18 protein-coding genes are annotated in these 19829 nt (G+C 39.6%); 10 read left to right on the top strand and 8 right to left on the bottom strand.

Annotated elements, in window-relative coordinates:
* Nucleotides 1–214 precede the first annotated feature (214 nt).
* Nucleotides 215–1531: a 4Fe-4S dicluster domain-containing protein gene (locus QWZ08_RS12300; protein WP_290337715.1), complete on the bottom strand. Its 1317-nt coding sequence runs from the start codon at nt 1529–1531 to the stop codon at nt 215–217.
* Nucleotides 1532–1636: 105 nt separating this feature from the next.
* On the opposite strand from QWZ08_RS12300, the gene QWZ08_RS12295 reads away from it, so the two are divergent.
* On the top strand, nt 1637–2140 hold the full coding sequence (locus QWZ08_RS12295) for a phosphoribosyltransferase family protein (RefSeq protein ID WP_290337714.1): 504 nt from the start codon (nt 1637–1639) through the stop codon (nt 2138–2140).
* A gap of 96 nt (nt 2141–2236) precedes the next feature.
* On the opposite strand, the gene QWZ08_RS12290 is transcribed toward QWZ08_RS12295, so the two are convergent.
* Nucleotides 2237–3268, bottom strand: a complete 1032-nt coding sequence (locus tag QWZ08_RS12290; protein WP_290337713.1) for a DUF2279 domain-containing protein — start codon at nt 3266–3268, stop codon at nt 2237–2239.
* 72 nt (nt 3269–3340) lie between these two features.
* On the opposite strand from QWZ08_RS12290, the gene QWZ08_RS12285 reads away from it, so the two are divergent.
* From QWZ08_RS12285 to QWZ08_RS12275, 3 genes are all read left to right on the top strand, one after another.
* Nucleotides 3341–5065, top strand: coding sequence for a phospho-sugar mutase (locus tag QWZ08_RS12285; RefSeq protein WP_290337712.1), 1725 nt, complete (start codon nt 3341–3343; stop codon nt 5063–5065).
* A 136-nt stretch (nt 5066–5201) separates the two neighbouring features.
* Entirely contained in the window at nt 5202–5858 is a 657-nt protein-coding gene (locus tag QWZ08_RS12280; RefSeq protein ID WP_290337711.1) for a protein-L-isoaspartate(D-aspartate) O-methyltransferase, read from the top strand.
* Nucleotides 5859–6191: 333 nt separating this feature from the next.
* Nucleotides 6192–6974: a queuosine precursor transporter gene (locus QWZ08_RS12275; protein WP_290337710.1), complete on the top strand. Its 783-nt coding sequence runs from the start codon at nt 6192–6194 to the stop codon at nt 6972–6974.
* Between the two features lie 93 nt (nt 6975–7067).
* Here the strand turns inward: QWZ08_RS12275 and QWZ08_RS12270 are convergent, their stop codons facing one another.
* The gene (locus QWZ08_RS12270; protein ID WP_290337709.1) at nt 7068–7253 is read right to left on the bottom strand and encodes a hypothetical protein; all 186 of its coding nucleotides are present in this window, start codon (nt 7251–7253) and stop codon (nt 7068–7070) included.
* Nucleotides 7254–7847: 594 nt separating this feature from the next.
* Here QWZ08_RS12270 and QWZ08_RS12265 point away from each other — a divergent pair.
* Both QWZ08_RS12265 and QWZ08_RS12260 read left to right on the top strand, forming a co-directional pair.
* Complete coding sequence (locus QWZ08_RS12265; protein WP_290337708.1) at nt 7848–9683, top strand: hypothetical protein; 1836 nt, start codon at nt 7848–7850, stop codon at nt 9681–9683.
* Between the two features lie 369 nt (nt 9684–10052).
* A complete protein-coding gene (locus QWZ08_RS12260) occupies nt 10053–11612 on the top strand; it encodes a hypothetical protein (RefSeq protein WP_353960482.1) in 1560 nt (519 codons plus the stop codon).
* Nucleotides 11613–11627: 15 nt separating this feature from the next.
* On the opposite strand, the gene QWZ08_RS12255 is transcribed toward QWZ08_RS12260, so the two are convergent.
* Nucleotides 11628–12803, bottom strand: coding sequence for a class I SAM-dependent methyltransferase (locus QWZ08_RS12255; protein WP_290337707.1), 1176 nt, complete (start codon nt 12801–12803; stop codon nt 11628–11630).
* Nucleotides 12804–12927: 124 nt separating this feature from the next.
* Nucleotides 12928–13203, bottom strand: a complete 276-nt coding sequence (locus QWZ08_RS12250; protein ID WP_290337706.1) for a hypothetical protein — start codon at nt 13201–13203, stop codon at nt 12928–12930.
* 412 nt (nt 13204–13615) lie between these two features.
* Between QWZ08_RS12250 and QWZ08_RS12245 the strand changes: the two genes are divergently transcribed.
* From QWZ08_RS12245 to QWZ08_RS12235, 3 genes are all read left to right on the top strand, one after another.
* A complete protein-coding gene (locus QWZ08_RS12245; protein ID WP_290337705.1) occupies nt 13616–14197 on the top strand; it encodes a TMEM175 family protein in 582 nt (193 codons plus the stop codon).
* A gap of 346 nt (nt 14198–14543) precedes the next feature.
* Nucleotides 14544–16049, top strand: a complete 1506-nt coding sequence (locus QWZ08_RS12240; RefSeq protein WP_290337704.1) for a S10 family peptidase — start codon at nt 14544–14546, stop codon at nt 16047–16049.
* 27 nt (nt 16050–16076) lie between these two features.
* Complete coding sequence (locus QWZ08_RS12235) at nt 16077–16529, top strand: DUF4268 domain-containing protein (RefSeq protein ID WP_290337703.1); 453 nt, start codon at nt 16077–16079, stop codon at nt 16527–16529.
* Nucleotides 16530–16534: 5 nt separating this feature from the next.
* On the opposite strand, the gene QWZ08_RS12230 is transcribed toward QWZ08_RS12235, so the two are convergent.
* The 3 genes from QWZ08_RS12230 to QWZ08_RS12220 form a co-directional block, all read right to left on the bottom strand.
* Nucleotides 16535–16960 (bottom strand): hypothetical protein, encoded by a 426-nt coding sequence (locus QWZ08_RS12230; RefSeq protein ID WP_290337702.1) that lies wholly within the window; start codon nt 16958–16960, stop codon nt 16535–16537.
* Between the two features lie 419 nt (nt 16961–17379).
* Nucleotides 17380–18729 (bottom strand): M20/M25/M40 family metallo-hydrolase, encoded by a 1350-nt coding sequence (locus QWZ08_RS12225; RefSeq protein WP_290337701.1) that lies wholly within the window; start codon nt 18727–18729, stop codon nt 17380–17382.
* A 137-nt stretch (nt 18730–18866) separates the two neighbouring features.
* Nucleotides 18867–19226: a methionine-R-sulfoxide reductase gene (locus QWZ08_RS12220; RefSeq protein ID WP_290337700.1), complete on the bottom strand. Its 360-nt coding sequence runs from the start codon at nt 19224–19226 to the stop codon at nt 18867–18869.
* Nucleotides 19227–19457: 231 nt separating this feature from the next.
* Here QWZ08_RS12220 and QWZ08_RS12215 point away from each other — a divergent pair, with 231 nt between their 5' ends.
* A complete protein-coding gene (locus QWZ08_RS12215) occupies nt 19458–19736 on the top strand; it encodes an ArsR/SmtB family transcription factor (RefSeq protein ID WP_290337699.1) in 279 nt (92 codons plus the stop codon).
* The last annotated feature ends 93 nt before the right edge of the window (nt 19737–19829 follow it).

The following is a 19829-nucleotide window of genomic DNA, read 5'->3' as shown; positions in this document are numbered from 1 at the left end:
TCCCGCAAGCATTTGTGTGAACCAGGATTGGGGTAGATTCAATGAATAAAAAAGATAAGATTTAAGAATCCGCAACATCCTATCAATCCATTTAAATCCCCGTTCACAATCTACGCTTTGATAAAAGTTCCACAGTGAAATGCAGTACAAGAGTGCGACGCCAATGCCGGACCACAAAGTTTCTCAGGCCGGACCATAAAAAAACGAGGTACGTCTACGCAAGGTCTTCCACCCATTTATCCCTGTCTTCGGGGCTGAATTTCCAGGGGGCGAAATTGTTTTCTATATTGCCAAACATGGCGTTCCATTCCTGCGGGGCATTGCTGTCTTCCATGATGAGCGAGCGGCGCAGTTGTATAATAATATCCAGCGGACTAATGCTTACAGGGCAAGCTTCCACGCAGGCATTGCAGGTGGTGCAGGCACGCAATTCCTCCACGGTGATATAGTCTTTTACAAGTGTTTTGCCATCGTTTTTAAACTGCTGATTGATTGCTATATTTTTACCCACTTCTGTTGCCCGGTCACGGGTATCCATCATGATTTTCCTGGGGCTTAACAGTTTGCCGGTGATATTTGCGGGGCAGGCGGCGCTGCATCTTCCGCACTCAGTGCAGCTGTATGCATCCAGCAAGTTTTTCCAGCTCAGGTCAAACACATCTTTGGCGCCAAATTTTGGCGTTTGTGTGTCACCGGTAGTGGGTGCCAGTTCAGGCTGCATCATATATTTTACTTCATTTTGCACGCTGACCATATTCGTCATTTTTCCCTGCAGGTTAAGACGTGCATACCAGGCATTGGGAAACGCCAGCATGATATGCAGGTGTTTGCTGTAAGGCAAATAATTTAAAAATGCCAGTATGCCGGCAATGTGGATCCACCAGCAGGTTCTTTCTATACCCATTAATGTGCCTTGCGAAAAGCCACTGAATAAAGGTGCCAGCAAACCTGAAAAAACAAAGCTGCCGGTATTGTGATAATGTTCATTGCCCTGCAACTGTAGCGCCCTGTCAGCGGCATTCATCGTTAGAAAAAGACTCATCAATATAATCTCGGCAATTAAAATATAGTTGGCATCGCTGCGGGGCCAGCCATTTAAATCTTTGCTGATAAAGCGTTTTAGTTTCAGGATATTTCTCCTGCTTAAAAAAGCAATGCAAACAATGATCACCCCCACGGCGAGGATTTCGAAAAAGTTAATCAGGAAAGAATAGCAGCCGCCGAGCCAGGGAAAAAACAGGCGGTGGGTGCCAAAAATTCCGTCCAGTACAATCTCCAGCACTTCCAGGTTAATGATGATAAAGCCTGCATATATTACCAGGTGCATTATGGCCACCAGCGGATTTTTAAACATTTTTTTTTGCCCCAAAGCCAGCAGCAGCAGGTTTTTCCAGCGTTGTGGTTTATTGTCAGTCAGGTCTTCGGGCTGGCCCAGAAATATGTTGCGCCTTATTTGTAAAATGTTTTTTGTAAACAGCCAAACAGCTGCAGCCAGCAGGGCGACAAAAACAATTTGGAGGACAATGTGCATACGGTTTATTTATATGGCTAAGTTAATTATCAAAAACCAGATACACTAATTATGCGGCATTATTGAATATTGATTTACTTTCGTACAATACAAAGAGTTAACTGCATGGCAAACAAAAAATACATTCTCACAAAAGAAACGGCCGGAAAAAAATTGCGTCGCATGGCGCTGGAAGTGGTAGAACAAAATTATGGTGAGCAGCAATTGGTATTGGTGGGCATTAAAGATAATGGATTGATCATTGCCCATAAAATAAGTGATTATTTAAAAGAAGTTTTTACAGGTGAGATTATAGTAGCGGCTTTAACAATGGATAAAAAAAATCCGTTTACAATTTCGGTTGAGCCCGCAATGGATTTTAATGATAAAATTATTTTGCTGATTGATGATGTGGCCAACAGTGGCAAAGCAATGCTATATGCACTGAAACCATTTTTGGAAACTCACCCTAAAAAGATACAAACACTGGCGCTGGTTGAACGGACGCACAAATCATTTCCGATTGACCTGGATTATGTTGGTCTTAGCTTTTCAACAACTTTGGACGAACATATTTATGTGGAAGTAGAAGGTACGGATGTTGTGGGAGCATGGATGGAGGCCCCCTAAATTCCCCAAGGGTGACTTTTGGCGTTTGCTATTTTGCGATGCTCTTCTTTTTCGCAAAGCCTGTTTTTAATTTTTACTTTTTTGTTTTTACTTTTTTTAAAAATGCAATGCATGCACTTTGAATTGTCCTTTGCTAAACTCCAGGCTTGGGGTGGGAAATTTGAAGGCGCTTAGTACCGTTAATAAAAAACGGATACCTTTTTTATTCGTCTTTATTTTGGTGAGGTCAATGTCTGGAGCCAGGTACCATTGGCGGTAGCGGCTGATATTACTTCTGTCGAATGTTATGTTTCCTTCTTTATCTTTTGCAATATTGCTTCGGGCACCAAACATACCATCTGCTCCATAACCCACAGCAACTCCCAACCACGCCGGTAAATTACTTTCAGGTATAAAAGCTTTCAGGTTGGCGCTTGCCCAGTAGGTTTGCGCATTGTAATCTTTAATAAAACGTTGCGAAAGAGTTTTTCCATACAAGTCATCCGCCCGTTGGTTTAGCCCGGCATCACCGTAACTGTTTTTATGAAATGAGAATTTTATTTTGATCCGCTGATCATTCCACGCAAGTTCCTGTCCGATAAGTAAAGCGCTGCCCGCGACATTGGCACTGAAGTCGCCCCAGCTAAAACCCCATTGGGTGCTGAATCCGTCCATCACTTCCAGTGCGCCCTGGTAAGCCAGCCCGCTTAATCCTCCCAGCCAGATGCGTTTTTTGCGGCTGATACCTGTCCACCGCCACAATTCCATACTGGCGCGGCTTTCAATATACGCACTGTAAAAATGTCCCACTTTATCTACCTGCAACCATTCGGCATTGTCGTCAAAAAAATGAAAACTGCTGCGGGGGTAATCTGCATACCAAGCCGAGTTTAACCCGACAAGGATAGCGCCATATCCAACTACGTTGGCTATGGCAACACCTGTAACTCTTTTTTTTATTACCCCGGGGCTGAGTGTTAATGACGCAGTTGAAGGATAGGACTTTTGTGATTGCAAACTATCCTGCGCCAGCATTTGCTGAACGGTTAATATGCTGAACAGGAAAAGCAGCACCGGTTTTTTGTAACCGGCCGCTTTATCATAGCGGTACTGTCTTAACATCCACCCCTTCGGTAAAAAGCCTCTCATAAAACAAAAATAATAGTATCTGCTGTTAATGAGATACTATTATATATTTTTGAGGACTCAAAATATGAAACAATGGATACAAACATTCAACAAAAAATAGACGGCTGGTTAACCGGCAACTACGAACAATCAGTGAAGGATGCCATCAGGCAAATGCAAAAGGATAATCCCGATGAACTGGCAGATGCTTTTTATAAGAACCTGGAGTTTGGTACCGGCGGTTTACGCGGCCTGATGGGCATCGGCACCAACCGCATGAACAAATACACCGTAGGAATGGCGACACAAGGTTATGCCAACTATTTAAAAAAATGTTTTACCGGCGAAATAAAAGTGGCGATTGCGCATGACTGCCGTAACAACAGCCGTTTTTTTGCTGAAACAACGGCCCATGTTTTTGCTGCCAATGGCATCAAAGTATTTTTGTTTGAAGCGTTGCGACCTACACCGGAATTAAGTTTTGCCATCCGCAATTTAGGTTGCCAGGGGGGAGTAGTTTGCACCGCATCGCACAATCCAAAAGAATACAACGGGTATAAAGCCTACTGGGATGACGGCGCACAGATGGTAACACCACATGATGAAAATGTAATTATTGAAGTAGATAAAATAGCGTCTGTAGATGATGTACAATGGAGCGGGGGCGATGCCAACATTACCATTATTGGTAAAGATATGGATGAAGCGTACCTCGCCATGGTAAAGGGTTTGAGCGTTTACCCGGATGTATGTGCTGCGCAGCACGATCTTAAAATCGTGTACACACCTATCCACGGAACGGGTATTACCCTGGTACCGCAGGTGCTGGCAAAATTTGGTTTTGATAACGTGCATATTGTGGAAGAGCAGAGTACACCGGATGGCAATTTTCCAACAGTTGTTTATCCCAACCCGGAAGAAAAAGAAGCTATGAGTATCGGTCTTGAAAAAGCCAAACAGTTGGATGCAGATATTTTGCTGGGTACAGATCCTGACAGTGACCGCGTTGGTATTGGCGTAAAAAATGCCAAGGGAGAATGGGTATTAATGAATGGTAACCAAACCGCAGTATTGGCATTTAATTATATGATTGAAGCCAGGAAAACGAAAGGAATTAATCAGCCAAATGATATGGTGGTTAAAACAATTGTTACAACCGATATGATTGATGGCATAGCCAAAGCCAGCAACATCGCCTGTTACAATGTACTCACCGGTTTTAAATGGATTGCTTCTTTGATAAAAGAAAAAGAAGGAAAGGAAAATTATATCATTGGCGGCGAAGAGAGTTTTGGGCTGATGGTGGGAGATGAGGTTCGAGATAAGGATGCTATCAGTGCCGTGGCTTTACTGTGTGAAATGGCTGCATATGAAAAGAACAAGGGCCGGAGTTTATATGCCAAGATGATTGACTTGTATGTGCAATACGGTTTGTACAAAGAGAACCTGGTAAGCATCACCAAGAAGGGTATGAATGGCGCCAAAGAAATTGCTGATATGATGGAAGGCTACAGAAACAATCCGCCTGCAACTATCGATGGTGTGGCGGTTGCTGCTTTGCTGGATTATGAGTTACAGGTAGGGAAAAATTTACAAACGGGAGAAACCTATCCTATTAATTTACCAAAAAGCAATGTGCTGCAGTTTTTGCTTAACGACGGAACTAAAATTTCGGCAAGGCCCAGCGGTACAGAACCTAAAATAAAATTTTACTTTAGCGTAAATACCAAACTGGCAGATGCAGCAGGTTTTGATGCTGCCAATCAATCGCTCGATGAAAAAATTAAGCGGATGATTGAAGAGATGAAATTGAAGTAGAAAATTATATTTTTTTTGCAGTGCCGGCATTGTTCCGGCACTGTTTATTTATAGAAAAAAGGTTTAAAAAAAGAGGCCAGTTAAGTTTTTGTTTTATTCGCAAAAAAGGGGGTAATTCGTGGCAGTTAACAAGATTATGAGAAATTACCAAGACAGTTACCGGCACAAAGGGTTGAGAAAAAAACTAATGGATATTCTGCGGGAAAAAGGCATTACAGATGAAACCGTGCTGGCAGCAATGAACAATATCCCCCGCCACTTTTTTCTAGACAGTGCTTTTGATGAAATCGCTTACGAAGACAGGGCTTTCCCAATCAGCGAGGGCCAGACGATTTCTCAGCCATATACAGTAGCCTATCAAACGCAGTTACTGCAGGTGAAACCTTTAGATAAGATTTTAGAAATTGGCACAGGCAGTATTTACCAGGCGACCGTACTGGCTGAAATGGGTGCCAAGGTATTTACAATAGAACGTCAAAAAGCATTGTTTGAAAAAACAAGAACCTATATATTCAAATCAACATATCCCAACCTTAAATTTTTTTTTGGTGATGGATACGAAGGCTTGCCAACTTTCGCACCATTCGATAAGGTAATTATTACTGCAGCCGCACCTTTCATACCACCTAAGTTAATCGACCAGTTAAAAGCTGGCGGTAAGATGGTTATACCAGTTGATGAAGGAGAGCACCAGCGCATGTTGCGCATTACAAAAAATGCGGATGGCAGTACCAGTGAGGAAGCCTTTGATAATTTTTCATTTGTGCCTATGCTAAAGGGAAAGCAGGGATAACCATCACTAAAGTATAGAATCATCCGGATGAAATTTTTTGCAAAACTTGTTTTTATATGCAACTGCTGTTTTATAATAGCCGTCATATTGCGCTTAGTAGAAAATGCACATAAAAAAGCTGGTAATTTTAATGGCAGTATTAAAATCCAACCTTTGGAGAGTATACTTGTTATACTGGGTTATGGCGCCGTTTATATCAATTTTATATTCAACATTTTTTTACTGGTTTTAATTGTATCCAACCGAAAGAAAACTTCGCCGCATTGGCTAAATTGGGTTAATTTCCTTTTCCTGATTTTACAAGTATATTATTTTTTCTTTAGCAATTTTTAAATGATACAAAATATACTAAAAGACAAGCCTACAAAACTGTTTGTAATTTTTACAGCTTTTTTTGTGGCCAATGCACTGATAGCCGAATGCATCGGGGGCAAAATTTTTTCATTGGAAAAATTATTTGGGCTTGCGCCATCCAGCTTTACACTTTTTGGACAAAAGGCCCTGTCATTTAACCTCACCTGCGGGGTATTGTTGTGGCCGCTGGAGTTTGTGATGACGGATATTGTAAATGAATATTACGGGCCGAAAGCGGTACGGCGGATATCCTATACCGCTGTGGCATTAATAACGTACGCCTTTGTAATGTTTTATTTTGCCATGAGTGTTCCACCGGCAGATTTCTGGTATGGCTCGGCAGTACAGGATGGTATACCTGATATGAACAAGGCCTTTAATGGTATTTTCGGCCAGGGCATGTGGATTATATTGGGAAGTCTTGTGGCTTTCCTGGTGAGCCAGATTGTTGACGTGACTGTTTTTCATAAAATAAAAAAATATACAGGAGAAAAGAAAATGTGGCTACGGGCTACCGGCTCTACGCTCATCTCTCAGCTGGTGGATAGTTTTATAGTGTTGTTTATTGCGTTTAAAATTGGAAAAGGGTGGAGCTGGCAGCTGGTGCTTGCTATTTGCCTTGTGAATTATACATATAAATTTACCATGGCTATCATCTTAACACCTTTAATTTATCTTATAGAAAAACGCATTGAAAAATACCTGGGCCATGAAATAGCTTATACCATGAAACAAGCTGCCATGGGTAGAGAAAGTGCCTGAGTAATATTTGCAAATTTATACGGCATTAAAAAAGCATGGCGACTGCCATGCTTAAAAAATTCTGAAAGAAATTATTCGTTAATTAATAATAAATCAATTAAAACGTCTTCTCATTTGCAGAGACGTACGTTGCTTTTTTTTAAGGTTCCACATGTCGATTGCACCAAATGTACGGGTAAAGTCGTTTTGTTTTGAATCCATTGCAACTGTTTCAGTTAATGCTTCTTTCAGTTCATCATTTTTGATAGGGGCACCCATGCCCAAGGTATCACTTTTCATATCTCTAATTTTAATTTACTAATTCGCATCGCCGGCATCGCTTATTTATTCACATTCCGGCAATTTTCCTTAGCAAGCAACAGTTAGAGGACAGCCTAAGTAAATATAGTTACTGTTTTGCGGCGCAAAGATACGGTACTTAAAAATAACCGCCGGCAGATATCAATGTTTAAACTTTAAAGAGTTGTTAAAACTCTGACAAGTTTATTTTTGGAAAGATAGTTCGCTTGTGCGAGGCTGTTTTACCAGTATTTTCCTATGGGACGATGGCATTAAAATTGTTCTCGCTCCAAGGAAAGCCGCTTGTAAATATAACAGGTAAGATGAATAAATAAGGAATGTTGCGCGTAAAATCTAACCACTCAAGTAACTATAATTAAAGGTTCTTTGTGTGCGTGCAGGCGTGTAATGGAGGAAATAATAAATTAGTATATTGAAGCAACGGAAATGATGCAATACAGTCTTTAAAAATCCCGTTGTTAAAATGCAGCTTCTGCCATTAATCAGATACCCGCTTTTTAAAACGCAACGTATCCAATAATATATTAAATCCAGCCAAATGAATATCTTTATATATAAATCCAACGCAAACCAATGCTAAAAAAGGCTTTGCCATTTATTTTATCAGTACTCTTTTTTTCTTTTTTTTCATCCGGTTTGCTAGCACAGGATATCAAAGAAGAAAAGGATACCTTTTTTTTAGCGAAGAGAGGAGGGTTGCTTGGAAAGTTAGCAAAAAGCATTTCTACAGATGGACCTGGCCCCAATGGGGATGCTGTTAAAGTAGTAAATCCTTTCATAGCTCATACGGGCAAGATAATCCGCAATATTGAGTATTTACGTCTCGGTTTCGAAAGAACCATTTTTGATACTACAATTATCAGGAATAATTTTGGTGCTATTGTGGCCAATGGGTTTCATAAGAAAACTACTGTGAAAACCCTCAAAAATAATTTATTTTTTGTGGAAGGGGACAGGGTTCATCCCTATCTTTTGGCTGACAACGAGCGACACCTTAGGGACCAGATTTACATCCAGGATGCACGCATTTTAATCGACACGATTGCAGGAACCCGGGATTCAGTCGATGTGATTGTTATTACCAAAGATATTTTTGCCTTGGGTGGCAGCATTGATATGAGCAGTCCAACGAAGATGGCTGTTCAGGTAAAAAATGAAAATGTCGGAGGTTCAGGTTCCCGCTTATCGCTGAGTAGTTTTTATGATATAGACCGCAACCCCGTTTTTGGTTATGACGCTGGCTTTTTAAAACGAAATATCATGGGCAGTTTTATAGACTGGAGCGTTGGTTTCAAAAATTACCGAAATGCATTCAATAGCGGGCGAGCGGAAGAAACCATGTTGAATACGCATCTTGAAAAGCCTTTGGTAACGCCTTATATTCCATGGATTGGCGCTGCCGATATTTCTTTCGCCAGGACCAGTAACAATTATCTTTCGGACTCCCTGTATAAAAGTGATTTTAAATACAGCTACCGTAGTTCGGATATATGGTTTGGTTACAATTTTGGCAGTCAGCGGCTATTGTATAAAAACATGAATACACGGGTACGGAAATTTATTGCCGTTCGAAATTTTTATCAGCATTTTACCGCTATTCCTGCTATCAATCACCAAATATACGATTACCGTTATGCCAATATCAGGAGTACCCTTGCAGCGCTGAGTGTTTTCAGGCAGGAATCTTACAGGGCCAGTTTCATTTACGGATTCGGCCGGAACGAAGACGTTCCCGAAGGTTTTAGTGCTTCTCTCATTGGAGGTATAACAACAAAGCAAGACAGAACGCGACCCTACTTCGGCCTGGAAACTTTGATGAGTCACTTTTCCAAAAAGGGTTTTTACAGTACTTACACATTCAGAATGGGTGGATACACCTATCAAAAAACATGGGAGGATATTGATTTGTTATTCAACGTTGACCACTTTACAAAGTTAAAAAAAATGCATGGTAAATGGCTGAACCGTAATTTTTTTGGGTTTGGATTTACAAAGCAAATACGCCCGGTCTTAGATCAGCCTCTAACTATCATCAGTACGTTTGGTCTTCCCTATTTCAGAGGCTTTCTTGGCCCCGCCGACATGAGAACTACCGTTAAAACTGAAATGGTATTTTTCAACATGCAAAAATTCTGGGGCTTCAGATTAGCACCTTTTTTTTACGCTGATATGTCTATGCTTACCCCTACCAACAAATCGTTTGATAAAAGTGAATTATTTAGTTCCATCGGTGGCGGTGTCCGAACAAGGAATGAAAACCTTACTTTCGGGACAGTGGAGCTCCGGGGATATTACTTTCCAAGAACAGTTCCCGGTATGAAGAATTATAAAGTTGAGATCGGCACCAATATTCGTTTCAGGTACAACACCGTATTTATCCGTAAGCCCGATTTTGTACTACCTAACTAAATCTACAAAATTTTGAAAAAAGTATTGCATTTATTTGATTGGTAAGTTAAAATACTATTACTTTACCGCACAAAAAAATAGTCCTTCCGTAGAAACGGAAGAACTTTAACGATTGCTTGCCATATGAAATTCTTAGAGTATTTTGAACTGTTAAACAGTTAACTTTCTTTATTATTGCAACTTATTAACGATTGGTTGCCCACTTTTACGATTGCTTGCTATATTTTTCAACACATCATCGCTTTCTTAAAACGAAAGTATGGTGTGTTTTTTTACGTTCATAATCAAGTTATGAGTGTTTTAATTACGTTAAGGGAGTATTAATTTTTCGAAACCCTTATTCCATTTGGATTTTAGTTAAAAAAAACAATGATGCCCAACCGATTTACAGATACATTATTTCAGCTTATTAAATCACTGGAAAAGGCTGAGAAACGAAATTTTAAACTTTATATCAAAAGAAGTTCAGGTAACGAAGATTTAAAAATTATAGAATTGTTTGATGCACTGGATAAACTTTCTGACTATGATGAAACATTGCTTCTTAAGAAATTGCCATCTATTAAGAAGCCGCAGTTATCCAATATCAAAGTTCACCTCTATAAACAATTGCTTTCCAGCCTCCGGCTGCTAAAAAGTACCGGCAGTATAGATATGCAGCTAAATGAGCAACTGGATTATGCCAGGATTTTGTATAATAAAGGATTGTATGTTCAAAGCTTAAAAATTCTGGAGAAGCTGAAAGAGGTTGCTAAAACACATTACAAATTCAATTTTCTTACCCAGGTAATTTCATGGGAAAAAAAGATTGAAACGCTGCATATAACCCGCTCGATGCAAAACAGGGGAGAGTTATTGTCCGCAGAAGCTATAGAGGTAAATCACCGGGTAGATAATGTGGCGCGGATGTCGAATTTAGCGTTGCGTTTATATAGCTGGTATATTAAGAACGGGCATGCACGAAATGAAAAAGATGAAACTGACGTTAAGAATTTCTTGCAGGATAATTTGCCGCCCGGCGCCCATTTTCAAACTGGTTTTTATGAACGATTGTACCTGTATCAAAGCTATTGCTGGTATGCGTTTATCCGCCAGGATTTTTTAATGTACTACAGGTATGCGCAAAAATGGGTGGACATTTTTAACGAGCAGCCACTCATGATTAAGGTTGAGACTGGATATTACATTAAGGGAATGCATAACTTATTAAATGCGCATTTTGATCTTCGTAACTACCAGGGTTTTGAAAATGTGTTAAAAGCCTTCGAAGCATTTTCCAATACCGAACTGGCCATGCATCATGACAATCACCGAATTCAGACATTTGTGTACATCAGCGCATCAAAAATTAACCAACACTTTATGTTGGGCACTTTTTCTGAAGGACTTAAACTGGTGAAGGGGATCGAGGAAAAGCTGGAGGAATATTCGCTTTACCTCGATAATCATCGCCTGCTTGTTTTTAATTATAAGATTGCTAATCTGTTTTTTGGTGCGGGTAAATACGATATCTCCATCGACTATCTTCAAAAAATAATTAATGGTAACCCTGAGATGAGAAACGACTTGCAGTGTTATGCAAGATTACTGCACCTTATGGCGCATTACGAACTGGGTAATTTTGACATCATAGAGTCATTGATAAAATCTGTGTACCGGTTTATGGCAAAAATGCAAAATCTTACCATAGTGGAAGAGGCTATGTTCAAGTTTTTACGCAACTCATTTCAATTATCAAGACAAAAATTAAAACCCGAGCTGGAGAAATTTTTGCAGAGTATAAAAGGTCTGGAAAAAAACAGGTTTCAAACCCGAAGTTTTGCTTACCTGGATATTATATCATGGGTGGAAAGTAAAGTGTATGAGAAGCCGCTAAGTACAATCATTGGCAACAAATACCTGCAACAAAAAACGCGTATTTATCAATAAAACACCATCAGTATGTTATAAACGTTCCAGCAATGTTTCGAGATGATGCATTTGAATGCCAAATAATGATTTTAAGGCACCGATCTTGTTAAGATAAAATTGCTTTGTATTTGCGGGTTTGTCTTGTTTAACGCCCACTATCAATACATTCTTTGGAGTATGTTCTGTGGCGATAAATTCAAACACGCGGGACTTATAACCCCAAGCCTCCAGTAATAAAGATCTGATGGCATCAGTGACGATCTCGGCCTGTCGTTCCATTAAAATGCCATGTTTGGTAATCGATTTTAATTCATTGTCAGGAGCCATTTGTTTTCTGATTTGCTTATGGCAACAGGGCGCACAAATTATCACGCGTGCATTTGCTTTTATGCCACTGTAAATGGCATCGTCAGTTGCTGTATCGCAGGCATGCAATGCTATTAACATATTGGCATTATTTACAACTGCATCTTCAATTGTACCGCTCTGAAAACCAAGCGCCTCATAGCTTGATTCACGGGCGATCCTATTGCAGTTATCTACCAGCTCCTGCCTCAGTTCAATACCGGTTACGGTGGCTTCAAGGTGCAATTTACTGGTGAGGTAATCGTACAGTGCAAATGTTAGATAGCCCTTGCCGCAACCCATATCTACCACATGCAGGCCTTCTTTAAAGTCAATATCTTTAATTATCCCGTCAATAATTTCAACGTAACTGTTTATCTGTTTGTATTTATCCTGCCTGTCTTTTTTTACTTTTCCTTCTGCAGACGTAATGCCCAATGCTTGCAGATACCCTTTCTCAGTAGTTTGTATAATGCGATTTTTTTGTTTGTCGTGCTGATTTGCCTGTTCGGTTATTTTCAAGGAGGGGGCATTGGTGGTTATTTTTAAACGCTCATTTTCTTGAAGAGCCAGGTGTACATCTTTTTGCGACGTAAAAACATCGGCGTTTAAAAACTCGTTGTGGAGCATTTGTTGCATTAATGCAATACCTTCTTTAACGTCGTAATTTTTTGTGATGTCCTTTGTTGGATACCGGTATACATAACTTAATTTGAGGGAATTTTTAATAAGCAACGGCTTAATAAAAATATTTTTAAGTTCGGCCGTTTTTATTCTGCGATTGCCCAGTGTAATTTTTATTACCTGTAGCTTTTCAATGTCTGTAGCCAGTTGATTAAAAAATTGTTGCAATTCTGCTGACATTGGGAACATTGTTGGTTTATACAATACAGCAAAGGTAAATTGTTATTTATTGCGATTGTATCAAAACCCTCAGGCCAAAATTTTTTTAACTCAAAAACTGGAGGAAATTGTTCTATAGAGGTGCTTATGAAGAGGCTTTTAATTCTTCTTCTATGCACTCATGAAAATTGTTTTCATTTTCCAATATCCACTGGGGCAGGGGCTGTTTAGTGATTTTCCAGGTATTGTCTTCCTTTTGCATCTCAAAGATGATCCTGTTGTCCCTGTTATCAACCACATTTACAGAAAATATGGCCGGTGTACTGCCGGAATTATATCTTCTGAAATTAAATTCCCTCAGGCGTCCGTCGGCTTTTATCAGCTTGGTAAATTGTATATTCTTTATAAATGATAACTGCATATGTATATTTTAAGAAAAAAAATTAGAGCAATAAACATGCTACAAACTAGCAACCTGAAAGATAATTGGATTGATTTAATGTTATCAGTAAATTAATTATTTTTTAGCAAAATTAACAATCGCGTTTTGTTTGTTGAAGCCGTGCCTTAGAACTGGTTTACACGGGCATCGGCACTATTTAAAACCTGCTGAACAATCATTTTCGACAAATAAATATTGTAAGAATCAGATAGCAATGCCCTGCTAACCTGTGTCACAATATCTGCCAAAATTTCTTAGTCAAAAATAAAGGCCTTCGATGGAGTGCAGGTTGTTTATCTCATAAATTAAGCTGGACAAGGGACATTAAATATTCTTGCGTATGTTTGGGCGATTTTGATTTAAAATATTTCAAAAACAAACCAATGATAGTATGGTAAAGACAAGACTGGAAGCTTTTAGTGACGGCGTAATTGCCATTATAATAACGATTATGGTGTTGGAACTCAAAGTGCCACACGATGATAGTTGGACTGCTTTAAAACCCCTGTTCCCGGTTTTTTTAAGTTACCTCTTAAGCTTTATTTACATTGGAATTTACTGGAACAATCATCATCACCTGCTACATACTGTGAACAACATAAGTGGCAAAGTACTTTGGGCTAATAACAACTTGCTTTTTTGGTTGTCACTGGTACCGTTTACCACTACATGGATGGGAGAAAACCATTTTTCTACCTGGCCAGTGGCAATTTATGGTATAGTGTTATTGATGGCAGGAGTTGCTTACTATATATTGGAAAGAACGCTCCTTGACCATGCTATCAATAATACAAAGCTGGCAAAAGCAGTGGGAAGCGATATAAAAGGCAAATCATCCATCGCCATTTATATCATTGCAATCGTACTCACTTTCATCCATCCGTTTATCGGCTGTTTCCTATATATTTTCGTTGCGGCAATGTGGCTTATTCCCGATAAGCGGATTGAGAAAAAGCTAGCAGAAGAAAAATAAAATTACTGACTGGAATATAAAATAAAAGAGTTTTGGCTGTTGACCAAAACTCTTTTCCCTCTGCTTCTCTGCATGTACCCAAAGGCTATGCGGCCAGATGGTGCATTGGATATGTTCTCAGTTAAAATTCATTCAACTTTACATCATCACTTCGAGAAGCGATCTCTGCAATGTTAGGCCAAAAATATGCCATAAAATGTTAAAAATTCATCAGTTTGTCAATGCAATCGTCTGCATTTTAAAATTGTTAATAAGTTGTGAACTGGATTATATATGCATTAACTGAATTTGTTTTGATCTCATTCTTCGATGCTTTTATACTATATTGGGAAATTAAAATAATCTTATGCGCTATCTTATTTTGTTTTTGTTATCCTTGTTTTCTCTGGCAGTAACTGCTCAGAAAACGGCCCATACTGTAATAAAAACAGATCTTGTTCCGGCTGGAATTACTGCAACAATATCGAAAAATTCTGTCAATTTAACTGCTGGCAAAAGGCTGGACTATACTGCATTTACGGGATATTTAAACCTGCAGAATGATACAGGCAAACAGGTAGCGAAAATATTTTTCACTTATTACCGCAAAGATGGAGAAGATGCATCACAAAGACCGGTTTGTTTCACATTCAACGGCGGGCCGGGGTCATCTTCTGTTTGGCTACATATGGGTGGCCTTGGTCCCAAGAGAGTTTTATTACAGGATGATGGCACAGCACCGGCACCCCCTTACCAAATTATAAACAATGAGTATACCTGGCTTGATAAAACCGACCTTGTTTTTATTGATCCTGTGTCAACGGGGTTTAGTGTACCTGCCGGCGCGGAAAGTGCCAAACAGTTTCACGGTTTTGTTGAAGATGTACAAAGTGTCGGCGCCTTTATACGCAGTTTTTTATCTAAATACCAGCGCTGGGCTTCTCCTAAATATTTGGCAGGCGAAAGTTACGGCACCACAAGGGCGGCAGGGCTTGCAAAATTTTTAACGGACAGTTACCGGATTTATATTAATGGAATTTTATTGATTTCCCCCGTGCTTAATTTTGGAACTAATGACATTGCGATAGGGAATGATTTGCCGTTTGTGTTGTATATACCTTCTTACACAGCCGCCGCCTGGTATCATAAAAAATTGGCCGCAACGCTGCAAGGGGATTTACAAAAAACTTTAAAGGAAAGTGAAGACTTTGCAATGAATGAATATGCGCCGGCCCTGCTTAAGGGTGAATGGCTTGGAGATGCTGAGAAAGACCGGATTGCGGAGAAGCTGAGCTACTATACCGGACTCAGTAAAGTCTATATATTACAAGCTAATCTGCGTGTATCGGACAGTCGTTTTTATAAGGAATTACGGAGAAAGGACGGCCTTTCAATAGGCCGGCTCGACAGTCGCTTTACCGGGCATAATTTTGACAATGCCGGTGAAGGAGTTGATTACGATCCATCCTTCATTAATATTGATGGTCCGTTTACCAGTACAATGAATGACTATTTTGAACGGGACTTAAACTTTAATGAGGAAAGGGAATACAATATTTTTGGAAATGTTTATCCCTGGAATTATAATAACGTACAAAACCAATACCTGAATGTAGCTGAAAGCCTGCGGGACGCCATGACAAAAAATACGCACCTGAAAGTATATATTGGCAGCGGCTATTACGATTTTGCTACGCCCTACTTCACAGCCAATTATGATGTAGCGCATATGTTTCTGGAGCCAGACTTGAGAAAAAACCTGCGTCATTATTATTACGAATCCGGCCACATGTATTATATCAACAAGCCTTCCATGATTCAGTTTAAAAAAGATGTTGATAATTTTTTCGAATGGAGTAATGGCTTGAAATAGTGGCCGCCTTAAAAGCCAGAATTTTTTATGAATTCAAAACAGCAACCGGCTTTAGTCAGACAGCAATTCTGGACAGTTTTTGGAAAGTACATGCGACCGATACTTTCAGCTTCTGGCGAAAAGATCAACTGGATAAATTACAAAACTGGTGTAAAATTTATCCGGATCAACTTGAATTGCAGCAATGGTGAAGCCTCGATAGGGCTGGAATTATCGAATCCGGAAGAAGAGATCAGGCATTTGCAGTTTGATCAGTTATTACAATTCAAAAAACCATTCCAGCAGCTGTGTGGCGCAGACTGGCAGTGGCAAAAAGACGTTTTGAGCGATGGTGAAAAATGCAGTAGTACCATATCTGCCAGTATTAGAAACGTGCATATTTTAAATCAGTCTGACTGGCCGCAGCTGATTTCATTTTTTAAAAATGGGATGATTGCCCTGGACCAGTTTTGGAATGAATACCAGTTTGCGTTACAGTAGTATGCCTACTTCCATTTTACTATATCGCCACGACAGTTGGGTAACTCAGTTTTAGGAAAATTATAATCAATACTAACGGGCCCGCTGCTTGCTTTCAATTTTTTGTTTTTATCATTCTGATTCGAAACCAGTTTTCTCAAGCCAGTCAGGAATTTCCTTTTAGTAGCTATTTTTAATTTAGCCAGAGAAAATAAGACTTTAAATTCACCTTCTCTTCCGCAGCCGGTTATTTGCCATGCCTGGATAGTTATCTTGTTCTTCTTGTTAAATTGCTGAGTGAAATTTTTTAAAAAGTCATCGCTAACGGGACCGCAGCACATACTCCCAAAAGATACGACTGCATCATATTTTTCTACGCGGGACGAATCTGGTTGCGTATAGCCTTGCATATGCAACAATGCCGATAAAAAAAAAGTAACTGCAATTTTCATTTATTACAAATTTATTCTCAAAGGTCATGATAATTTAATAAACCGGGTATCGTAATTATTGAGCGGGAAGATCAGCACTGATCAATATTTGATTGAAGCTGTTTTGTAAAATGAAGGGAGCCGGATAAAAATCCGGCTCCGTTTTTTCTCTTAATACTCCTTGAAACCTTTGAAAAGCCTGTAAAATTTTAAATTATGTGGATTCGATTAATTACTGCTTGTTTATTGAATTTTAAAAATAATCTCTTTCGGGAGATTTAAATCGCTTTTTGAGTAGTCGGAAGTTTTTAATATGCAAACGGCAATCCTCGCCGTAATAACGGTAGACAATTCTACAAGTGTAGTGATTTCGCCAGTAGTTGAAAGTTGGCTCATCCTCTGGCAAGAGCAAATGTTCACATGCCCCGGGGCTATTTTTATTACCTGCTAACACCGGGAACGACAGCCAGGCTTTCATTACCACTTTCCCCAACGCTTTGCACAGCAAAAAAATAATTGTCTTTTGAGTAAGGCAATACTATTTGAAGTTCTTTAGTAAAAATTTTTTTTTGCCAGAAGGCACTGGTAGTTTCCCGCATCAAAACATAATATCCTTTCACTTTTCCGGTTTTTGGGGCAAGCCAGGTAAGATTGGTAGTGTTGCCTAATTTTTTTATGTCAACTTTTACTGCTTCAGGCATAGCTGGCGCTTTGGAAAGATTGGCCAGGTTGCAAAGATTCAGTGCTGTGTTTTTCCGCAGGTATTCAAAGTCAATGTGCTCAGGCAAATCCCCAAATTGAATTCCATTTTCCAAACGAACATCCTGGTGCTGGCGTGTATAGTTCTCGTTCATTTCTGTAATTCTCACCGCTGCAAAGCCATTTTCTACATAAGGTGTGTGATCGCCACCCCGTAAAAAACGGTCGTTGCGGTACACCATCACCACTTGTAAATTATCAACATATCTTTCGCCTGTTTCCTTTACATACCTCGCCAGCTGACGAGATATGCCATCGTTCTCCAATCCAAGCTGGCGGATGTTTTTAGCATTTTTATCCAACTCATAAAACGGAAGTCCTTCACTGAATACTCTCACCTGTGTATTGTTAATAATATTGGTTTCGCTGCTGTTATTACTGCCCATAATATCATTGTTCAATACTGCTTCAATATTCAGGTTTAGCGCCTTCGATTTTTTAGCCATATAGTTAGCCCCCAGGAGGCCTTGTTCTTCGCCGCTTACCGTCACAAAAATGATGGATGCAGGAAAAGTATGTTTGCTCATGATCCTGGCACATTCCAGTACTGCAGCGCAGCCGCTGCCATCGTCATTTGCACCGGGTGCATCGCCTTTTCTGTCCATTACATTGCTGCGCATATTATCCAAATGACCGCTGATAATAAAAATCCTTTTGTCAGCAGTATCTGTTCCCTTTAACGTAGCTACTACATTGCCCAGTAGTAAAACACTGTCTACTCTTTTTCCATCGGGTTGCAAAGTTGCGGTATCGATAAAAGCGGAAAGGCGGCCATTGGACTGCTTTGCAAATTCAGTAAACTTGCTCAATACCCATTTTCTCGCAGCACCAATACCACGGCGACTGTCAGTCTGTGTGCTAAGGGTGTTGCGGGTGCCAAATGCTACCAGCATTTTAATATAGCTTTTTAAAGAATCTGGATCAACCTGTTTTACCATCTGGTCAATCTCAGCATCCCTTTCAATTATTTGCTGGGCTGTTGCCGGATTTATAATACATGCGAACAAACCAATAACCAACGCTCTTTTCATGAAAAAATATTTGCTTTAAAATTAGCGCATTCGTTTACATCCGGGTAATTTAAATCGCCGCAATTAGTTTGAAATAATTTGCATTTATGACTGTTAGCGGCAAAAAATTTCATGAGCTTTTATGCTGCCAAATCATATCAGGCAGGAATAAATTTTAACGAAATGGAGTTTACACAATGCCTGGTATTTTTCCTAGTGAGTCTTTCCCCGGTAAACACGTGTCCCAGGTGGGCATCGCAATTGGCACAAACAATTTCAGTTCTGCTTCCGTCTGCATCGGGTATCCGTTTCACTGCTCCCGGTATTTCGTCATCAAAACTAGGCCAGCCGCACCGGGAATCAAATTTATCGGTTGAATTGTACAGGGGGCTGTTACACCTGCGGCAAACATAAGTACCTGTTGATTTATTATTGTTGTACTCACCGGTAAAAGGTCTTTCTGTCCCCTTGCGAACGATTACATATTCTTCTTCAGGTGTTAATTTATTGTATTCCATTTTTTTGAATTTTTATTTTAATTATGTACGAAAACTAACGCTTGGCGGATGCTTAAAATAGGTGCTTAAAAATTTTGTCAGCACCCATTCACTTTCCATAACGACCGCCATATTACCGCTTATAACAAATCGTTTTGCAAAATAGTTTGTTTAACCAACTTTGCTCTTCAAACTTAATTTCCCCGGATATTTATTTATTGATACATTTGCATACATCAATCTATCCATCTCATGGAATTGAAACAGCTGGAAAAAATTGCCAAGGCATTAGGCGATATGAACCGGTTGAAAATACTGGAAGATATGGCTGGAAGGGGAGGCTGTATACAATGTTCCCAGATAACGGATAAAATTAACCTTGCACAGCCTTCAGTGAGTCATCATATAAAAACGCTTACGGAAGCAGGCCTGATACAACCATCCAAAGATGGCAGGTGTTACAGCTACACCATTAATAAAGCGTTGTTGAAAGAGTATATAAAAGAAATTGCCTCTTTTGGCGGAAAGTAATTTGTCCTTTTCTTTTAAAAATCTTTTTGAAGTTGCATGCAGGGCATGCTATAAGTGGCAGCCAATTAACTGGTGTGAATATTGTTGACGCAA

Origin of the sequence: Ferruginibacter paludis (genome assembly GCF_030409685.1) — a bacterium.
GTDB classification, from domain to species: domain Bacteria; phylum Bacteroidota; class Bacteroidia; order Chitinophagales; family Chitinophagaceae; genus Ferruginibacter; species Ferruginibacter paludis.
Note: the sequence above shows the minus strand (reverse complement) of the source record. Positions and strands in the feature narration are given on the sequence as shown.

Excerpts from the sequence above, each read along its gene's own strand:
- QWZ08_RS12300 (WP_290337715.1), bottom strand. The coding sequence starts at position 1,531 with ATGCACATTGTCCTCCAAATTGTTTTTGTCGCCCTGCTGGCTGCAGCT.
- QWZ08_RS12295 (WP_290337714.1), top strand. The coding sequence starts at position 1,637 with ATGGCAAACAAAAAATACATTCTCACAAAAGAAACGGCCGGAAAAAAA.
- QWZ08_RS12290 (WP_290337713.1), bottom strand. The coding sequence starts at position 3,268 with ATGAGAGGCTTTTTACCGAAGGGGTGGATGTTAAGACAGTACCGCTAT.
- QWZ08_RS12285 (WP_290337712.1), top strand. The coding sequence starts at position 3,341 with ATGGATACAAACATTCAACAAAAAATAGACGGCTGGTTAACCGGCAAC.
- QWZ08_RS12280 (WP_290337711.1), top strand. The coding sequence starts at position 5,202 with ATGAGAAATTACCAAGACAGTTACCGGCACAAAGGGTTGAGAAAAAAA.
- QWZ08_RS12275 (WP_290337710.1), top strand. The coding sequence starts at position 6,192 with ATGATACAAAATATACTAAAAGACAAGCCTACAAAACTGTTTGTAATT.
- QWZ08_RS12270 (WP_290337709.1), bottom strand. The coding sequence starts at position 7,253 with ATGAAAAGTGATACCTTGGGCATGGGTGCCCCTATCAAAAATGATGAA.
- QWZ08_RS12265 (WP_290337708.1), top strand. The coding sequence starts at position 7,848 with ATGCTAAAAAAGGCTTTGCCATTTATTTTATCAGTACTCTTTTTTTCT.
- QWZ08_RS12260 (WP_353960482.1), top strand. The coding sequence starts at position 10,053 with ATGATGCCCAACCGATTTACAGATACATTATTTCAGCTTATTAAATCA.
- QWZ08_RS12255 (WP_290337707.1), bottom strand. The coding sequence starts at position 12,803 with ATGTCAGCAGAATTGCAACAATTTTTTAATCAACTGGCTACAGACATT.
- QWZ08_RS12250 (WP_290337706.1), bottom strand. The coding sequence starts at position 13,203 with ATGCAGTTATCATTTATAAAGAATATACAATTTACCAAGCTGATAAAA.
- QWZ08_RS12245 (WP_290337705.1), top strand. The coding sequence starts at position 13,616 with ATGGTAAAGACAAGACTGGAAGCTTTTAGTGACGGCGTAATTGCCATT.
- QWZ08_RS12240 (WP_290337704.1), top strand. The coding sequence starts at position 14,544 with ATGCGCTATCTTATTTTGTTTTTGTTATCCTTGTTTTCTCTGGCAGTA.
- QWZ08_RS12235 (WP_290337703.1), top strand. The coding sequence starts at position 16,077 with ATGAATTCAAAACAGCAACCGGCTTTAGTCAGACAGCAATTCTGGACA.
- QWZ08_RS12230 (WP_290337702.1), bottom strand. The coding sequence starts at position 16,960 with ATGAAAATTGCAGTTACTTTTTTTTTATCGGCATTGTTGCATATGCAA.
- QWZ08_RS12225 (WP_290337701.1), bottom strand. The coding sequence starts at position 18,729 with ATGAAAAGAGCGTTGGTTATTGGTTTGTTCGCATGTATTATAAATCCG.
- QWZ08_RS12220 (WP_290337700.1), bottom strand. The coding sequence starts at position 19,226 with ATGGAATACAATAAATTAACACCTGAAGAAGAATATGTAATCGTTCGC.
- QWZ08_RS12215 (WP_290337699.1), top strand. The coding sequence starts at position 19,458 with ATGGAATTGAAACAGCTGGAAAAAATTGCCAAGGCATTAGGCGATATG.